At 61.4% G+C, this 17,246-nt stretch carries 20 protein-coding genes; 7 read left to right on the top strand and 13 right to left on the bottom strand.

Features of this window, described 5'->3' with window-relative positions; translation table 11 throughout:
• On the top strand, positions 1 to 913 hold a 913-nt coding region (locus XH80_RS05560; RefSeq protein ID WP_271597687.1), incomplete at its 5' end, for a C13 family peptidase.
• Between the two features lie 155 nt (positions 914 to 1,068).
• Here the strand turns inward: XH80_RS05560 and XH80_RS05555 are convergent.
• Entirely contained in the window at positions 1,069 to 1,491 is a 423-nt protein-coding gene (locus XH80_RS05555; protein WP_271597686.1) for a hypothetical protein, read from the bottom strand.
• Between the two features lie 182 nt (positions 1,492 to 1,673).
• Between XH80_RS05555 and XH80_RS05550 the strand changes: the two genes are divergently transcribed.
• Together XH80_RS05550 and XH80_RS05545 are read left to right on the top strand one after the other, a co-directional pair.
• Positions 1,674 to 1,883 carry a hypothetical protein gene (locus tag XH80_RS05550; protein ID WP_271597685.1) on the top strand — a complete coding sequence of 70 codons (210 nt, stop codon included), beginning with the start codon at positions 1,674 to 1,676 and terminating at the stop codon, positions 1,881 to 1,883.
• Between the two features lie 115 nt (positions 1,884 to 1,998).
• The gene (locus XH80_RS05545) at positions 1,999 to 2,376 is read left to right on the top strand and encodes a hypothetical protein (RefSeq protein ID WP_271597684.1); all 378 of its coding nucleotides are present in this window, start codon (positions 1,999 to 2,001) and stop codon (positions 2,374 to 2,376) included.
• A 127-nt stretch (positions 2,377 to 2,503) separates the two neighbouring features.
• Here XH80_RS05545 and XH80_RS05540 read toward each other — a convergent pair whose 3' ends face one another.
• Positions 2,504 to 3,328 carry a helix-turn-helix domain-containing protein gene (locus tag XH80_RS05540; protein WP_271597683.1) on the bottom strand — a complete coding sequence of 275 codons (825 nt, stop codon included), beginning with the start codon at positions 3,326 to 3,328 and terminating at the stop codon, positions 2,504 to 2,506.
• A gap of 138 nt (positions 3,329 to 3,466) precedes the next feature.
• On the opposite strand from XH80_RS05540, the gene XH80_RS05535 reads away from it, so the two are divergent.
• From XH80_RS05535 to XH80_RS05525, 3 genes are read left to right on the top strand one after another with little or no spacing between them, the layout of a single operon-like run.
• Positions 3,467 to 3,982, top strand: a complete 516-nt coding sequence (locus tag XH80_RS05535) for a Bug family tripartite tricarboxylate transporter substrate binding protein (protein WP_271597682.1) — start codon at positions 3,467 to 3,469, stop codon at positions 3,980 to 3,982.
• Complete coding sequence (locus tag XH80_RS05530; protein WP_333968645.1) at positions 3,979 to 4,455, top strand: Bug family tripartite tricarboxylate transporter substrate binding protein; 477 nt, start codon at positions 3,979 to 3,981, stop codon at positions 4,453 to 4,455. Before XH80_RS05535 ends, XH80_RS05530 begins: the two co-directional genes overlap by 4 nt.
• Positions 4,456 to 4,457: 2 nt before the next feature.
• The gene (locus XH80_RS05525; RefSeq protein WP_271597681.1) at positions 4,458 to 5,354 is read left to right on the top strand and encodes an MBL fold metallo-hydrolase; all 897 of its coding nucleotides are present in this window, start codon (positions 4,458 to 4,460) and stop codon (positions 5,352 to 5,354) included.
• Positions 5,355 to 5,506: 152 nt separating this feature from the next.
• Here the strand turns inward: XH80_RS05525 and XH80_RS43925 are convergent, their stop codons facing one another.
• The 10 genes from XH80_RS43925 to XH80_RS05480 all read right to left on the bottom strand — a co-directional run bounded on the left by XH80_RS43925 (position 5,507) and on the right by XH80_RS05480 (position 15,344).
• A complete protein-coding gene (locus tag XH80_RS43925; protein ID WP_442869122.1) occupies positions 5,507 to 5,689 on the bottom strand; it encodes a helix-turn-helix domain-containing protein in 183 nt (60 codons plus the stop codon).
• Positions 5,690 to 6,520: 831 nt separating this feature from the next.
• The gene (locus XH80_RS05520; RefSeq protein ID WP_271597680.1) at positions 6,521 to 7,495 is read right to left on the bottom strand and encodes an ABC transporter ATP-binding protein; all 975 of its coding nucleotides are present in this window, start codon (positions 7,493 to 7,495) and stop codon (positions 6,521 to 6,523) included.
• On the bottom strand, positions 7,492 to 8,361 hold the full coding sequence (locus XH80_RS05515) for an ABC transporter permease (protein WP_271597679.1): 870 nt from the start codon (positions 8,359 to 8,361) through the stop codon (positions 7,492 to 7,494). Before XH80_RS05515 ends, XH80_RS05520 begins: the two co-directional genes overlap by 4 nt.
• Entirely contained in the window at positions 8,358 to 9,296 is a 939-nt protein-coding gene (locus tag XH80_RS05510; protein ID WP_271597678.1) for an ABC transporter permease, read from the bottom strand. The genes XH80_RS05515 and XH80_RS05510 overlap by 4 nt, the downstream gene beginning before the upstream one ends.
• Positions 9,297 to 9,327: 31 nt before the next feature.
• Entirely contained in the window at positions 9,328 to 10,878 is a 1,551-nt protein-coding gene (locus XH80_RS05505) for an ABC transporter substrate-binding protein (protein ID WP_271597677.1), read from the bottom strand.
• Positions 10,856 to 12,016 carry an NAD(P)/FAD-dependent oxidoreductase gene (locus XH80_RS05500; protein WP_271597676.1) on the bottom strand — a complete coding sequence of 387 codons (1,161 nt, stop codon included), beginning with the start codon at positions 12,014 to 12,016 and terminating at the stop codon, positions 10,856 to 10,858. Before XH80_RS05500 ends, XH80_RS05505 begins: the two co-directional genes overlap by 23 nt.
• The gene (locus XH80_RS05495) at positions 12,013 to 13,383 is read right to left on the bottom strand and encodes an NAD(P)/FAD-dependent oxidoreductase (RefSeq protein WP_271597675.1); all 1,371 of its coding nucleotides are present in this window, start codon (positions 13,381 to 13,383) and stop codon (positions 12,013 to 12,015) included. Before XH80_RS05495 ends, XH80_RS05500 begins: the two co-directional genes overlap by 4 nt.
• Complete coding sequence (locus XH80_RS05490; RefSeq protein ID WP_271597674.1) at positions 13,380 to 13,664, bottom strand: (2Fe-2S)-binding protein; 285 nt, start codon at positions 13,662 to 13,664, stop codon at positions 13,380 to 13,382. Before XH80_RS05490 ends, XH80_RS05495 begins: the two co-directional genes overlap by 4 nt.
• Positions 13,661 to 14,356, bottom strand: coding sequence for an SDR family NAD(P)-dependent oxidoreductase (locus XH80_RS05485; protein WP_271597673.1), 696 nt, complete (start codon positions 14,354 to 14,356; stop codon positions 13,661 to 13,663). The genes XH80_RS05490 and XH80_RS05485 overlap by 4 nt, the downstream gene beginning before the upstream one ends.
• Positions 14,349 to 15,344, bottom strand: coding sequence for an ABC transporter ATP-binding protein (locus tag XH80_RS05480; RefSeq protein WP_271597672.1), 996 nt, complete (start codon positions 15,342 to 15,344; stop codon positions 14,349 to 14,351). The genes XH80_RS05485 and XH80_RS05480 overlap by 8 nt, the downstream gene beginning before the upstream one ends.
• Positions 15,345 to 15,493: 149 nt before the next feature.
• On the opposite strand from XH80_RS05480, the gene XH80_RS05475 reads away from it, so the two are divergent.
• Complete coding sequence (locus XH80_RS05475; RefSeq protein WP_271597671.1) at positions 15,494 to 16,315, top strand: IclR family transcriptional regulator; 822 nt, start codon at positions 15,494 to 15,496, stop codon at positions 16,313 to 16,315.
• A gap of 700 nt (positions 16,316 to 17,015) precedes the next feature.
• Here the strand turns inward: XH80_RS05475 and XH80_RS43920 are convergent.
• Positions 17,016 to 17,138: a DUF6527 family protein gene (locus tag XH80_RS43920; RefSeq protein WP_442868591.1), complete on the bottom strand. Its 123-nt coding sequence runs from the start codon at positions 17,136 to 17,138 to the stop codon at positions 17,016 to 17,018.
• Positions 17,139 to 17,246 lie beyond the last annotated feature (108 nt).

Genomic DNA, 17,246 nt, shown 5'->3' with positions numbered 1-17,246 from the left:
TTCGGGATATCTTTCGGTGCCGTACCGAATGTTGGGGTGCCATGCCATTGACGGTTGCTTTCATTATTGCGCCGCAACGTCATCCGGCAGTAGTTTACCTCATTGCGCGCATATCATCGAGACGGATGGTGCTTGCGGAAGCGGCGATCTCGAAACGAGGTTCGCGATGACCTCCAGGTGCTCGATCAGGCGGCTCGGCGCGCTGCTCGTCGCTTTTTTTCTGACCATCTGGCCGTTGGTTCCTCCGGTACGTGCTATTGAGGGCGCTGCGAAGGTTGGCGTAGTGTCCTTTGGCCTGTATGGGGATCAAGGCGTGTTTAGATCCGAGGCGACCGGCGCGGCTCAGGTCGTGGCCGACCGTTTTGAGACTGGACCGATCAACGTGGAGTACAATTCCAAGAAAGGCGGAAGCGCAACGATCGAAGCTCTGACCAAGTCGTTGCAGACGGCAGCCAACCGCTTGGATCCCGAGAACGATGTTCTCTTTTTGATTCTCACCTCGCATGGCTCTCCTGATGGCCTTGCAATCAAGGCGGGGCGGCTGACAGAAACGCTTACACCATCTCGTCTCCGGGACATGCTCGCGAAGACAGGTGTGCGACACAAGGTGGTGGTCATCTCGGCTTGTTATTCGGGGGTTTTTATTCCGCGCCTGGCGACTCCCGATGTGCTGGTCATCACCGCGGCCGATGACAAGCATCCGTCGTTCGGCTGCCAGGACAAGGCCAAGTGGACCTATTTTGGGGACGCGTTTTTCAATGTCGCGCTCCGGAAAGCCGTCAGCCTGAAGGATGCGTTTCTCGATGCGCGCTCACTCGTCCGGAAGCGAGAATTGCGAGAACATTTCGAGCCGTCGAATCCACTCATGGCGGGCGGTGCAGACGTGCTGCCATTGCTCGTCGGACGCCCTTGAACAACGGGCCGTGAGCGCAGAGGCTATTGCTCGCGGGCGCATCGCCGTTTCCGGTCACCCCCGATAAGCAGACTATTTGGCTACCCGCTTAGACTTCGCATTCAGGCCCATGAGCCGGCATCGCTCCAATCAAGCGGCGATACTTGTCAGGCTCCTTAGCGGCCGTAGGGGAAGCAGCGGTTGCGATCGAGTGTGAGACCGAAATGCGCTCCCAGTGCAGCGATGGCCGCGTCCTGCTGCGGGTAAGGATCGGCATTGGATGCGGCAACGATGATGATCCGGAACCCGCCGCGATCCTTGCCACCCGGTGGCAGCATCGCTGTAGTCAGTGCATTGCCCTCCCTGTCGCGCAGCGTGAGGAAAAGCGGCATCTCTCGCTGTATATGGGCCTCGAGGCCGATGTCGCGCTCGATCGCGTTGGGCCGCTCGGGACGCCAGGACTGGACTGCCTTCTCCCGCTCGCGGCGGAAATATTTCTCAACTGTGTGGCCCATCAGGCGCGACTCATGCATCGCTTCACCTTCCGTCTCGATACGGAACCAGGTCTTGCCCTTCGGCGCGTCGCAAACATACTGCATTTCGTCCGTCCTGCGATCGCCGCAATTCTAGGGCGGCGGGCCTGCAAAGCCAATATGAGACTCGCCCCCGTGTATAGCGCTGCACGATCAGAGGGGCTAAGAGTTCTTGATTGGACGTTGAAGTTCTAGGGAGCCCAAACAATACTAGGTCGACGGAATAATCCTCTTCAAGGAGCGTCCCGATGCCTGACGTAAGGGAAAAGCAACGCGAAGCCCGCCGGAAGACCATTCGCCAATGGGCGAAGCTTCCGAAGGATAAACGGCAATCTATGGACGGGATTTCTGAATTCGCCAGGACCGCCGCTCAGCAGAACGAGAACGCATTCGTCCGCAGTCGTCGCGATCCGTATCAGAAGATCATGGGATGGCTATTGCCGCGTGCTCATCTCTGAACGACTGAGTCCTCTGCATGTCCTTCGAAGGCGACATCGAAATTTCGGCAAAGTCATCGAATGTCCCGCCGTGTCCGAACCCCCGGCAGGGCCGTCACAAAGCGACGAGATAACTGTGAAGCTGAAAGCAACCATTATCGTCGTAGCGCTGCTAGCTACAACGGCTGCACATGCCGAGACGATCGATCTGAAATGCTGGGCGCGGGGCCTTACGGGTGGCGAGCGCAACTCGGTCTACATAAGCGGGGAACAGGTTACCGTTAATCTGGACGAGGGGACGATGCACTCTCGGACATTCGGAAGCAATTTGGCCGTCCACGTCACGGATACGCACTTGTTCTTTGAGACGGCGCTTACCCTCGGCAACATTTGGCAACATCTGTTCGACCCGACCGCTGTCTGGCAAGGTTTCATCAACCGCGTCGACGGCACGCTTAAGGCGCATAAACGCGACGGCACTGTTATCAGCGGGCACTGCCAGCTGGTCGGCTGAACGTGCCCATGTCGCGGATGGTTCAATCGCGTCTGTTTAGTCCTGCCGCGATGGCTTCCGGGCAGACCCGATGAGCGGACATATTCAGTGCTCATCGTTAGGTCTCAAACGGGTCCACTAGGAGACATCAACGCTTTCTTCGCCGCCGAACTGTACTTGCGATTTCCGCCGCTGCATTCTGAAGTTCGCCGAGATGACGGGCCGCGAACGCTTCGATGGAGAATGCGTTCTTGAGCCACAGCATATTGATCGCTCCCAGCACGCGGGGTCCGTCCAGCAGGGGAACAGAAATTGAAAACAGGCCGTCTGAGTGCGGCGGTCCGCTATAGTAGCCTCCTGTGTGCATGGAGTTCCGTATGCCATAACCGCGCGCCCGAACCTCATCGAGAATGGCACTCAGCCGCGCAGGTTCGCGCGCCAGCCGATCTTCCGGGCGGGTGGACGCGCGCAGCAAGCCAATAACGCGCTGACGTTCTTTCGCAGGACAGTACGCAAGATAAGCCGTCTCCACAGCAGACCATAACCAGTTTACCGGCAATCCTATGCGCTCCTGCTGCAACAGGAACGGGCTCCGCGCTCGGGTTGTCTCGCAGATCTCCATGTGATCGCCGGCAGGCACCATCAAATCTGATGGCCAAGATACGCGCTCGCATAATCGGTCCAAAATCGGAGCCGCGACTTCCGCAATCTTGTCGCGATGTTCACGGTGCGACGGCGCATGCTGCGAAAGCATCGCGCCGATGCGATAACGGCCGTCGCCAAGCCGTCGCGTGACGATGCCCGACCGAGCGAGGGTGTGGAGGATCCGAAGCAGGCTGGGCTTGGAGATGCCGGTCAAAATGTAAAGTTCTTGAAGCGAGGAGTCCGGCTGCATTTGCAGCGCCTGAAGCACCTGCAGCCCTCGCTCTAGGCTCTTGATGATTTTAGGTCCCGCCACCAGAGTTCCGTCCATTCAGATTCCACATTGTGGAACACGGCGTTTCACATTGTGAAACGCACGTCGATTTTTATAGCGTCTTTCGTCGACCCGCTGGAAAGTCATGTGCCTGCAGGTTGCGGATTGAGAGTTCATCCCTTGATGGAGACTTCCATGACACCTCGCCAGTTTAGTCACAGAACTGTATTGCCGATCGCGGCCGTAGCGCTTTTGATGGCTTCTAGCCTACCGATTTCAGCACAATCCTTTCCTTCTGGGACTATTCGATTCGTGGCGCCGAACTCGGCCAGTACGCCGCCCGACATTATAAGCCGGATCATTTCAAAGGAATTGGCGGAATCGGAAGGCTGGCGCGTGATCGTCGAGAACCGCCCCGGGGGCGTCACGACCATTGCTGCGACCGACGTCCTGAACCAGCCGGCGGACGGCAACAGCCTCTATGCGATGTCGGTGCCATCGGTCGCGGCACCGTCCCTGTTGCCCAAAATCGCGTTTGACCTCGACAAAGATTTCGATCCCGTCATAAAGGCGACCGTATCCTACAATGTGCTGGTGGTGAATCCGTCCGTGCCGGCTACGACAGTGGCGGAGCTGGTCGCCTTGCTGAAAAGCCAGCCGGACAAGCTGACGTTTTCCTCGGGGGGGGGTTCGGCACGCCCGCGCATCTGATCGGCGAGCAGTTCAAGCAGCAGACCGGTACGCGCGCCCAGCACGTTCCATACGCGCAATTTTCGCAAGCAATCGGCGACCTGCTCAACGGCACCAACGCCTTCCAGTTCATCACCATTTTGCCCGTGGTAGACCTGATCAAGACCGGCAAGCTGCGGGCTCTGGCAGTGACTGGTCCGAAGCGCGTGCCGGCCCTTCCTGACGTGCCAACCATCGTCGAAGCGGGTTATCCATCGTTGGTGGTTGAGGACTGGACGGGGTTTGCGGTCAAGCACGGCACGCCAAAGGAAGCGGTGACGCAGCTCAACGCAGCGATCAACAAGGCATTACAAAGGCCGTCGGTGCGGGAAGCACTGGGAAAGATCGGCGCCGAAGCCGCAGGCGGCACGTCCGAGCAATTCGGCCGCATGGTCGGCGATCAGATCACGCACTGGCACCAAGTCATCTCCGATGCCGGCATTAAGGTCGAGTAGCAATGACCGCGGATTTCCGGGTGACGCTGCTCGGGACGGGGGTACCGATCCCCCGTCCAGATCGGTTCGGGCCGAGTACGCTTATCGAGGCGGGCAATCACACTCTCCTTATCGATGCTGGTCGCGGCGCCACGATGCGGCTCTTTCAGCTCGGTGTTCCCATCGGCAAACTCGATGCGCTTTTGCTCACGCATTTTCATTCGGACCACACCGTGGGCATTCCCGACCTCTGGTTGACAGGCTGGCTGAGCTCCTATTTCGCCAACCGTCGTCGGCCGTTCAACGTGGTCGGCCCGGTCGGCACCGCAAGGCTTATGCATCATCTCGAAGCGGCTTATGCGCAGGACATTGAGATTCGTATCGAGGATGAGAAGCTCGTTCGCGAGCACGCCGCTATCACGGTGAAGGAATTTTCCGAGGACGGCATCGTCTACGAGGCCGGCGATCTAAAGGTTATTGCCTTCTCGGTCGACCATGGTGAGGCGATCAGGCCGGCTTATGGTTACCGGATCGAGTACCAGAGCCGGGTTGCCGTGATCTCCGGCGACACTCGCTACAACGCCAACGTGGTGCGCTACGGCGCGGGCGCCGATCTGCTGGTGCATGAGGTAGCGATGGCGCGCCTTGAACTTTTGGATGAAATTTACATCCAGCGCATCCTCAATCATCACACCTCGCCGCAGGAGGCTGGACGGGTATTTGCAAAGACAAGGCCGAAAATGGCCGCTTTTACCCATCTCGTTATGCTTGCGAGCAGAGCCGTCGCGCCGCCTAGCATAGGGGATTTAATTTCAGCGACGCGCGAGACCTATTCCGGGCCGCTCGTCGTCGGCGAAGATCTGTTGAGTTTCGAGATAGGCGAGACCGTCACAGTTGTAGGTGCAAAATTGGAGAGCTGAAATGTCGGCATCGAGTCAATCGCGACGGTTTAGCCCAGCTTCTTAAGTTAGTTCGGTCTATCCCCTGACAGCCGACAGATCCTTGGCCGTAGGACGTGGCAGCGATGGGCCACAAGCCGACCATCGACTAATGATGACGAACTTCGATTTTCTTAATGCAGGTATTCTTCGTTGAACTCTCCAATGAGCTCCAACTCCGCACGTTGCAGCAACTCTAGCGTTTGGCTTTGCCAGTCGATCAGGCCGCGACGACGGAGTTCTTGAATGGTGCGGTTGATGTGCACCACCGAAAGGCCGCAGGCATCGGCAAAGTCAGCTTGGGTGAAAGGGCAAATTCATTTTGCCATTCCCCGCCAGTCCGACTTTTTGTAGTCGCGTTGAGAGTTCGCAGAGTAAGTGCGCAACTCGCGGAAGTGCAGCTCGTGCTCCGAGGTTCTCGACCCATTCTCGGTAAATTGCCGCCTGAATTACGGACTCTCCCCAAAGAGCGTAGGTTAGTCCGGGGAAGTCCCGCAACACCTGTCTGAGTACAACATGGCTCACGGTGGCGATTGTGGACGGACCCGTGCTGCACAGATCATGATCCATCGTTGGTACGTGCAAAGAGTGAAGGTCCGGGATGTCGCCGGGCACGTAGAAGGCGATATCTGATTTCGCTCTGAAATCACCCGTTGCCGCGACAAGAAGCCGCTCATTAACACCCGCCGGAAATGAGCTTCCGAAAATGGAGGACGATTGCAGAAGTCCAATGAGGCGGCTTAGCGGCAGAAGCGAACAGTCTCGCGCGGATACGGGACAAGTTCAGAGACAGGGTTAACGCGGGTCAGAGAAGACGCGCGCGAGGTGTTTCGCGGCCCAGAGACCTGCGTTCGCGATTGCGTCAGAGCAGGCGAGATGACGCGCGGAGGCGTGAGGCAACTGGTGAAGATAATGACGTCTTGGCGAAGATTTCTTCGTTAACGCGCCCAGTTGGAGTGTGGGCAAATCCCGTCAAAAGCACGTGTTAGCGGATATCCACTCCTCCGAACCAGCTTCGGTATGATATTGAAAACTCTGTAGCTATCTGAGTTTGAGGAGCGATCACTTCCAGCAGCTACGGTGACAAGCCACGATTTTGCGCCGCCGAGTCCAGAGCATGACTGCGCGCCGGCGGCCGATGCGACCAATCAGTTCTCAGGATGATGACAGGCGACACCCGCATCACCATCAGTCCGCCATTCCGGATACACAGTGCGGCACAGGTCGGACGCGCGCGGACAACGGGGGTGGAAGTGACATCCTGCCGGCGGATTGGCGGCTGATGGAATTTCGCCAACGATGCGTGGCATTTTGCCTCTGATCCCCGGATCGGGGATCGGCGAAGCATCACGCAGCATGCGCGTATAGGGATGGCGTGGTGAGCCGAACACGCGGGCCACCGGGCCGCTCTCGACGATGCGTCCAAGATACATCACCGCGACGCGCGAGCAGAACCACCTGATAACACCGAGATCGTGGCTGACGAATACGAAGGTCAGGCCGCGCCGTGCCTGTAGGTCCTTCAGAAGCAGGAGCACCTGAGCCTGAACGGAGACATCGAGCGCGGAGACCGGCTCGTCGGCAACGATCAGTTCGGGTTCGACAGACAGGGCACGCGCAATCCCGATACGCTGACGCTGGCCACCGGAAAACTCGTGCGGATGGCGGTCGTAGGCGGATGACGGCAGGCCGACTTCCTCCAGCAATGCGATTGCGCGCTCACGCGCGGCACGACCATAGGCGAGGCCATGCACGCCAAGCGGCTCCGTCAGGGTCTGGCCGATCGTACGTCGCGGATTAAGTGACGAATACGGGTCCTGGAAGATGATCTGCATGCGGCGGCGCAGCCGCTGCAGCGTTGATCCATGGGCGCCGGTCACGTCGATATCGGCGAAGCGCACGTGGCCAGCATCCGGCGGAATCAGGCGCAGCACCGCGCGCGCCGCGGTCGACTTACCGCAGCCGGACTCGCCGACGACACCGAACGCCTCACCGCGTGTGACGGCGAAACTGACGCCGTCGACGGCACGGACGATGGTTGTGACCGGTCGGGGGAAACCCTTGGTGACGGTGAAATGCTTGGCGAGGTCGCGGACCTCGAGCAGGGCTTGGGACGCCGTCATTGCGCGTTCGCTTTCGGATCGGTCGCGTCGTAAAGCCCGTCACCGACGAGGTTCAGTCCCAAGACCAAGGCAAGAATGGCGAGGCCCGGCCATATGCACAGCCATGCCGAATCGAGAATATTCTCGAAACCGTCCCGCATCATGCCACCCCAGGTCGACGTCGGCGGCTTGACACCGAGCCCGATGAAGGAGAGCGAGGCTTCCGTACGCACTGCCGTCGCCATCCAGAGTGTGCCCATGACCAGGAGATCGTTGACGATGCTGGGCAGCACATGCACGAACAGAATGCGCAAATGCGAGAAGCCGAGTGCGCGGCCGGCCTCGATGAAGGCGCGCTCCTTGAGTACCAGAACGGGAGCTCGCGCAATACGCGCGAAGGGGGCTATCGCGGTCAGCGCAATTGCAACGACGAGATTGGTGACGCTCGAGCCAAGCAGGGCCACCATGATCATGCCGAGGATGAGGCTCGGGAACGACAGGAGGACGTCCATCACCTGCATGGTGATGAGATCGAAACGGCCGCCGACATAACCGCTGACCATGCCGATCGCCCCGCCGATGATGACGGCACCGGCGATGGAAAGAAACGACACCAGCAGGGACACCCGCGCGCCCCACAACAGCCGTGATAGCACGTCGCGGCCGAATTGGTCGGTGCCGAGCGGATACTCCGAACCGGGTCCGGCCAGGCGATCGATGATGTTCTGTTCGAGGGGATCATGAGGGGCCAGCCACGGAGCCAGCAGTGCGCCGGCCACGATGATCGCGCAGACGATGACGCCGGCGAGTGTCGTGGGGTCGGTCAAGATCCGGCCGGCCATCGCGCGCCATGGCGAAGGCGGTGCAGAAACGGCCACATCGGTCATTGCTTAACCCTTGGATCGATGAGGCCATAGCTGAGGTCGGTGATCAGGTTCACGACGACGATCAGGAAACAATAGATCACCATCATGCCCTGCAACATGGTGTAGTCGCGCTGGGTCAGCGCGCTGACGATCACCTTGCCGAGCCCGGGCCGGTTGAAGACGATTTCGGTGAGCACCGAATTGCCGATGAGGATGCCGACATAGAGGCCGACCACGGTGACCACCGGAATCAAGGCATTGGAAAAGCCGTGGCGCCAGATGATGGAGCGGCGCGGCACGCCTTTGGCGCGCGCGGTGCGGATGTAGTCCTCTCCCAGAACCTGTAGCATCGAACTGCGCGTCACGCGCACCACATAGGCCGCCATCACGATGCCGAGTGTGATTGCGGGCAGGACGAGTTTGTGCAGGCCGTCGATCCAGTCGCCCGGGCGCGGATTGCCGATCACCGGAAAGAGGTGGAGCTGCAGCGCAAAGACGATCAGGAGAAAGATGCCCGAAACGAAGACGGGAAATGACAGCCCGAGCAACGAAAAGAGACGCGTCATCACGTCGATCGGGCCGTTGCGATGCAGTGCGGCCCAGACGCCGGCCGGGATGCCGATCAGGCAGCCGATCACCATGGCTGCCAACGTCAACACGATCGTGTGCGGCAAGGCTTCGGCAATCTCGGTCCAGACCGGACGGTGCGTGACCATGCTGGTGCCGAGATCGCCGCGCAAGGCGTGGCCCAGGAAGTCGACATATTGTGCGGCGATCCAGCGATCGAGGCCAAGCTCGGCGCGCAGGGCTGCGAGGGCGTCCGGGGTTGCGCGATCGCCCAGGATTGCAATGGCGGGATCGCCCGGGACCACACGCACCAGCAGGAATACGAGCGTCAATACCGCGAGCAGCGTCGGTATCGAGGCAAGCAGCCTGCGGATGATGAAGTTGATCACCGGACGATCCTGTGGCTTTGTCTCGTTGACCTCACTTGAAGTGCGTGGCCTCGGTCAGGAGCGGACCAAGCGATAGCGACGCCTTCAAATCGTAGCCGTAGTCGAGGTCGGTGCGATGCGCCCAGATTTGCAGGGCTTCGGCGAGCGGAACGGCGCAGACGGCTGCGACGATCTTCTTCTGGGCCTCGACCCAAAGGGCTACATGCTTCTCGGCGTCGACCTCGGTCTTGGCGGCGTCGATATCCTTGTCCGCCACGTCACAGTGACTGAAATTGGTGACCGCCGTTGGTTTTCCGACGATGCTCGCCGAGTGGAAGAACTGGGTCAGGTAGATGTCCGCAACCGGGAAACGCGCCGCCGCGTAATAGACGATCGGGCTCAGATCCTTGCGGATCTGCTGGTGGAACGTGGCATGATCGACCACCTCAATGTCGAGATTGATGCCCGCCTTCTTCAGCTGGGCCTGTACGACCTGCATGCTACCCAGCATCTGCGGCAACTGCGTGTGGATCACCTTGATGGTCACGCCGTCCGGATAGCCAGCGTCCTTGAGCAGCGCCTTGGCTTTGGCGACGTCGGTGCTGACGAGGCCGACATCCTTCGAGGATCCGAGATAGCCCGCCGGAATCACGCTCTGGCCCGGCCGCGCGGTGTCGGCGCCTTGCCATTTGACGAGCTCCGTCCGGTTGACGGCGTAGGCGATCGCCTGCCGCACGCGGATGTCGTCGAGCGGTTTTGCCGTGATGTTGAGATTGAGATTGGCGAGCTCGCCGGGCTCGAAGATGTCGACGACCGAGTTCGGCAGGGCGCGGATGCGGTTGATCCAGGCCTGATCCTGCTTGCCGTAGACGAGGTCGATTTCGCCGTTCTGGAAGGCGAGGTCACGCGAGGAGTCCGAGGGAATGTAGCGATAGCTCACGTGCGCCAGCTTCGGCTTGCCGCGGAAATAGCCGTCGAAGGCTGCGAGCTCGAGCGACTGGTTGGGCGTGTCGGACACGAAGGCGAAGGGGCCGGTACCGACCGGATTGCGCGTGAAGTCCGCGCCATATTTCTCGACCGCCTTGCGGCTGACGATGTAGCCGCCGGAATAGTTCGTGAGCAACCCGAGCAGACTCGGCACCTGCCGCGCCAGCGCGATGTGGACCGTATCAGGGTCCGTTGCCTCAATGGTCTTGAAAGCGGCGAAATCGGCCGAGAAGGCCGATGTCTTGGCTTCGCTGGCTCTTTTGAGACTGAAGACGACGTCATCGGCGGTCAGTTCGCCGAAGTCACCATGAAACTTGACGCCATGACGCAGATGGAACGTCCAGTCGAGCTTGTCGGCGCTCGATTCCCATTTCTCGGCGAGATCCGGCTCGATCTGCGTGGGGTCCATCGTCCCCGGCTTGAAGCGGACAAGACCGTTGTACATCCACGCAACCACCGTGCGGTCGATCGTGCTGACTGCGCGATGGGGATCAAGCTGGCCTACATCCTGGGCGGCCATGCCGACTCTCAGATCGGTCTTGGGTGCGGCCGAAGCGGGTACCGCAATGAGCGTGGCGGCGGCGAGTGCCGCGCTAAGCGTGACGCGAAGCTTCATGTCTCTGTCCCTGCTGGTTGAATGATCCGTCCTGCGCGAAACGATCGATACGAAACGGCTCGAGCGGGACATCCGTGCGGCCGTCGAGGATTAGCTCGCTCATGATGGCCCCGATGACGGGGCCGAGCTGGAAGCCGTGCCCTGAAAACCCGAATGCATGAAACAGGCCGCGCGTCGTGCGGCTGGGGCCGATGACCGGAATGTCGTCAGGCATTTCGCCGTCGATGCCGGTCCAGCTGCGGATCACCTGTACACCCGCGAGCTGCGGCACGAGCTGGAGCGCCTTCGCCATGACCGCATAGCCTGGCTCGGGCAAGGGCCGCGAACGCGGAACATCCGGATCGGATTCCCCGCGGCCGCCGCCGAAGATGACGTTGCCGCGTCGGATTTGACGCAGGTAGACGTCGCCGCCGACAACGCCCAGATTGGGCGTAATGAAGTAGGGTATGGGCTCGGTCACGAGCATGTTCGGGCTGAGCGCCGAAACGGGAACCGGTTCGCCGAATGCCTTGGCGATCGCGCCGCCCCAATAACCGGCTGTGTTGACGAGATGCCGGGCTCGAAATTCGTGCTCGCCCGACTGCACGATGAACTCTGTGCCGTCATGGGTAAGATGGCTGACCGGCATGAATTCACGGATGTCAGCGCCTTTATCGCGCGCGGCTCGCGCAAGCGCTGGGCTTAGCAGACGCGGGTTGGCGGCGCCGTCATCGGGTGCGAGCGAGCCGGCCACGACATCGGAACCCAGCCATGGATATTGCTGATGGACGGCGTTGCCCCCGATCATGATCAGCGGAAGTCCGTTGTCCCGGGCAACGTCGAGATAGGCGACGAGGTCGGCTTCCTCGGCTTCGTTGCGTGCGAGCTTCAGGTGACCGGTCACCTCGAATTCGCAGTCGGTGCCGATGAGCTCCGGCAGCCTTGCCCAGATTTCGCGGGAGCGGCGGGCGAGCGGCAATTCGGCCGGATGCCGTCCCTGCTGGCGTACGCCGCCGTAATTGACGCCGCTGGCTTGTCCGCCGATCTGGCCGCGCTCGAGCAGGATGCACCGCACGCCGCGGCTTGCGAGATGCAAGGCCGTGGAGCAGCCTGCGCCACCGCCACCGACGATCAGCACATCGGTCAGCGTCGCGCTCATGCTGCCTCCGCCGGAAGGATGGGTATCGGCTTGACGGGCGGCTGACCGCGCAGCCGTCCAACCTGCTCTACCGGGCAGGAGAGTGTGGACGCCAGCACTTCGGCCGCCGCTGCGCCGCAGACGCGCCCCTGGCAACGTCCCATGCCGACACGGGTCAGGGCTTTCGCCCGGTTGACCTCCGGCGGCGGAAGCGTGGCCAACGCCTCGTTGGCAGCGGCGCGCAGTTCACCCGCCGTAATCAACTCGCACCGGCACAGGATGGTATCGTCGGCGATATCAGCCGCGAGCTTTGCCGGAAACGGAAATGCCCGTTCCAGCGCTGCGCGGAAGGTGGCGCCGGCCGCCAGAATCGCATCGAGGCGCGCGACTGCGCGCGCATCGACCCCGAGGCCGCGCGCCGCCAGCACAGCCCAGGCGGCGCGAGCGCCGGCCGCCTCGGCGAGATCAGCGCCGCGAATGCCGCTGCCGTCGCCGGCCAGGAATACGCCGTCTACGGAAGTTCGGCCTGAGGGGTCTCGGTGCGGCACCCAATTGTGCTGCACAGGATCGAAGTCGAACGGCACGCCAGCGAGATCAGCGAGCTGCGCCTCGGGCTTCAGCCCCCAGCCGAGCGCAACGGCATCGACCGACGCTTCGTGCCTGGCGCCGCCCGCGTCGCGCCAGCTCAGCGATTCGACCCGGCCGTTGCCCTCGATGGCAAGCGGGGCCGCGCCCTCGACGATGGGAATGCCGTGCGCGCGCAGCCAGGCGATATAATAGAGTCCCTTGGCGAAGGTCGTCCCGCCGCGGATCAGCCCAAACGCTCGTTTCGCCTTGGTGGCGAACGGCGTCGTATCGAGCACGGCCACAACTTGCGCGCCGGCGCGCGCATATTGATAAGCGACGAGATAGAGCAGGGGGCCCGTTCCAACAAAGGCGACCTGCGCGCCGATGGCGCAGCCCTGGGTCTTCAGCGAAATCTGCGATCCGCCCAAGGTGAAGACACCCGGCAGCGTCCAGCCCGGGAGCGGGATCACGCGATCCATGGCACCGGTGCAGAGGATTGTTTGCGCGAACGGCACTGTGTGCGCCTTGCCCTCGCAGATCGTGTCGATGACGCCAGGCCGCAAATTCCAAGCCAGGGTTCGCGGTCGGAAATCGATCGAAGGACGAAGCCGGTCGAAGACGTCGTGGATGGCCCGGGCCTTTGCGGCCTCGAAGCCATAGAGAGTGTACGCGGCGCGGCGGAAGCCGGCGGGTTGGCGTTGATAGATTCGCCCGCCGTTCTCCAGCCCCTCGTCGATCACGACCGGGCGCAGGCCCGCGCCGACAAGAACTTCGGCCGCGCGCGTACCGGCTGGACCAGCGCCGACAATAACAGTGCTCATGGATGCACCATCCTGCGCGTCACGCACATGCCCTCGGTGATCTGCGTGGTGCAGGCGCGCACGCGGCCACCACCCTCGACGTTGACCCAGCAGTCCTGGCACGCCCCCATCAGGCAGAAGCCGGCACGGAGGCCATCGCCGAATTCGCTTGTGCGCAGGTGACCGTCCCGCACGAGGATGGCCGTGAGCAAAGTATCGCCCTCGAGTGCGTCCGCAGGAGTGCCGTCGAGCAGGAACGACACCGTGGGCCGGTCCGTCTCCGCCAGCCGCCGCAATCTCATAGCATGTCCTCCAGCCGGCAATTGATCAGCAGTTCGGCGATCGTCGCCGTGTTGGGCAGTCGCAGGACCGTCGCGATCAGCTCGGCGATGTCGCGCGGATCACTCATTTTTTCGCGCGGCCATTTGGTGACATGGGCGGTCATGTCCGTCGCAACAAAGCTTGGGCAGATCGCAGTCGCGCGAATGCCGTGTTCCCAGCCGTACTGTCGTACGGCATGGGTGAGGGCGAGCAGCGCAAACTTGCTCATCGCATAACCGGCATTGGGATTGCGGACGCGCTTGCCGGACATCGAGGCGACGTTGATCACGCGCCCTTCGCCGCTCTTTGCGAGATGCGGAAGCGCGAGGCGAATGAGCCGCATCGGCGCCTTGACGTTGATCAGCATCATGGCGTCGAGCGCCGTTTCGTCAGGATCGGTGAGATTGGCTTCCGGATTGATTCCGGCAGCGTTGATGAGGCCGTCGACCCGGCCGAAGCGCTCGATTGTCGTTGCAACCCATGCTTCCGCCGAGGGCAGTGACTCGGCGTCGTAACGATGCAGCATCAGCCGATCGGACCCGACCAGCCCACGGGAATCGCGCACCCCGGCCGAGACGCGATAGCCGCCATCGATCAGGCGCTCCACCACCGCGCGGCCGATCCCGCGCGAGGCACCGGAAACCATGACGACGCGACCATCCGCCTCAAGCACGGGCAAGCTCCTTGCCAAAAGCGTTGGTTGCGACGTGACACCGCGCGAGATGCCGTGGGGCAGCGGCCACCAGAATCTGCGGAACCTCACATCCTTCGCGGCGCAACGGGCAGCGCGGTGCGAAGCGACACCCTTTCGGCATGTCGTTCAAGGGTGGCACGCGTCCCGGAATGGCGGCGAGGGTCTGCTCGGCGCGATCCATCCGCGGGATGGCCGAGAACAGCGCGCGCGTATAGGGATGGGCAGGCGCTGCGAAAATCTCGTGCACAGGCGCTTCTTCGACAATCTGGCCCGCATACATGACCGCGACGCGATCGGCGATCTGGGCAACGACGCCGAGATTGTGCGTGATGAACAGCATCGCCATGCCATGCCGCGCCTTCAGGTCGGCAAGCAGCCCGAGCACCTGCGCCTGAATGGTGACGTCGAGGGCAGTCGTCGGTTCATCGGCGAGCAGCAGCATAGGCTCGCAAGCGAGCGCCATCGCGATCATGACGCGCTGGCGCATGCCGCCTGAGAATTGATGCGGATAATCGTGGAAGCGCTGCTTTGCGGACGGAATCTTCACTTCCTCGAGCACAGCGAGCGCCTTCGCCTGCGCGTCCTCCCGCGACAGGCTGCGATGGACGCGCAGCGCCTCGCCGACCTGCGCGCCGATGCTCATCACCGGATTGAGGCTCGTCATCGGTTCCTGGAAGATCATCGTCATGCGGTCGCCGCGCAGAGCTTCGAATCCTGTCTCATCGAGCGTTCGCAGGTCCGTTCCGTCGAGCAGGATGCGCCCCGCCGACACGCGACCCTGCGGCTGCGGCACGAGACCCATGATGGAGAGGGCGGTGACCGACTTTCCGCAGCCCGACTCGCCGACGAGGGCCAGCGTCTCATTGCGGTCGAGCGTGAAGGAGACGCCGTCGACGGCCGGATACCATTCCGCGCGAACGCGAAATTCGGCTCGAAGATCTTCGACACGCAAGACCGGTTCGCGCATGGGGCGGGACTGCCAAAGCGAGGACGTCACCCGCTATTCAGGTCTTTGATGTCTGTCGTGTCAATGCCATATTCCGATATGTGCAAAGAGGTGGCCCTACTTTTCCAATATATGTAACGCCGGGGCCCCTAGGCACAGAATGTTTTCATATGATGGATGATGCCTTAGGAAACGGACCTTCCGGAAGTCTGCCGCGCGCGGTTGCACTGCTGCGTGCACTGGCCGCGAGTGGCGGCGAGGGGGCGAGGCTGACGCATGCCGCCCAAACGGCTGGATTGACCCCTGCCTCAGCGCATCGGCTGCTACGCATGCTGATCGATGAAGGCATGGTGGAGCAGGATGTGCGCAGCAAGTACTACCGGCTGAGTGTTGAGTTCTTTTCGCTTGCGGCCCGAGCGGGGAATCCGAGCAATCTGCGCGACATTTGTCGACCTGTGCTGTTGCGGTTGTCCGCGGCGTTGGGCGACACTGTGTTCCTGCTGGTGCGCAGTGGGTATGATGCGGTCTGTCTCGACCGCTGCGAGGGGCCGGTGCCGATACGCTCCTTTACCAACGACGTCGGCGGCAAGGTGATACTTGGCGTTGGCCAAGGCAGCATGGCAATCCTCGCTCACTTGCCGGAAGCGGAGCGCGAGGAGGTGATCCGCTTCAACCTGCCGCGGCTCCTCCATTTCGGCCTGTTCGACGAAGTGTTCTTCCGCAATGAGATCGAGCAGGTTCGGGAAAGCGGCTTTGCCGCGCGCGGGTCGGGGCTTCTGCCGGATATGGCTGGGGTTGCGGTGCCGATTCTCGATCGCGAGCGCCGACCGCTCGCCGCAATCAGCATCGGCACCACAGTCGCGCGGCTCAATGCTGAGCGTTTGCCGACTGTGGTCCAGGTGCTCCGGCGCGAGGCGGAGGCGCTTGCGCCGAAGATTAACCCGTTTGATGCAGCCTTGCGCAGGCCGGGGCAACAGGCCGGCTCGTATTGATATCTCCCATGCGCGGTAAGATGCGTGAGTTCGTGCGGACCATCGCAACGAAGCCGCCAACACACCGTAGCTAGGGCCGTAGAGCGTGCGGGGCGAGGACGGAAAACTCCAGCAATTTCAAAAAGGGTTGACAGACACCCCTACCTCCGAGCGTATCGATGCTTCCAACGCTTCGCCAAGAGCCTGGAGCCTGCTGAGAGGTCGTATTGCCCGGACTGATAATGTTTGATCGCAAACGGAGTCAGTCTGCGGACCGATAATGCGAATGCTATCATTGGGGCCGGGTAGCTCGCGACCGGGTCACTTCTCAACTCACTGTTAGGGAAAGCTCTTGGGATTTCGTCGTGTACCGGAGGAAAACGGGCCGAGAGTTCAGTTCGGCCGACGACGACATCATCACGCCTTTACCTCTTTACCTGGCGAGTGCGTAACTTTTGCTGAGGTGTTGGTGCAGCACCCTTCAATAGAGGATTTGGCCTTCACGAGCCATAGAGCATTTGAATGGTCGCTTATGGCAATAGGGCAGCCAGCTTGCCTTCGGGCTTATCGCGATATCGGCGCAATGATCGTACTATCGATCGCATCCAGCCGGTTGACTGGATCGAGATTGGTGAGCGAGAGACCAAGTTCTTCTTGCTGCCGTCAAGCTGCGACCAGCTCTCTCTAAGCCGATCGGCTTGGCACTGCTGGCGTAGGGCGGCTAGACCCAAGTGATCTTTCCATCGCCGATCCAGAAGTGGGCACCGCATTTTTCAGCGGGTACCCACAGGGACGGATGGAAGGTCGGCTTTCCGTTCACCACCGCTAACTGCCATTGCGTGATCGCATCAAATTCACGTCAATCGTGTCACCACATCCGCACGGTTACAAACCGACCGGGTCAACGCTCTGGGCAAGATACTGCCTAGAAATTTAGGCGTTCCAAGTACAG

Origin of the sequence: Bradyrhizobium sp. CCBAU 45384 (assembly GCF_028128665.1) — a bacterium.
Classification (GTDB): Bacteria; Pseudomonadota; Alphaproteobacteria; order Rhizobiales; family Xanthobacteraceae; genus Bradyrhizobium; species Bradyrhizobium manausense.
This window is presented reverse-complemented; position numbering and strand designations above follow the sequence as displayed.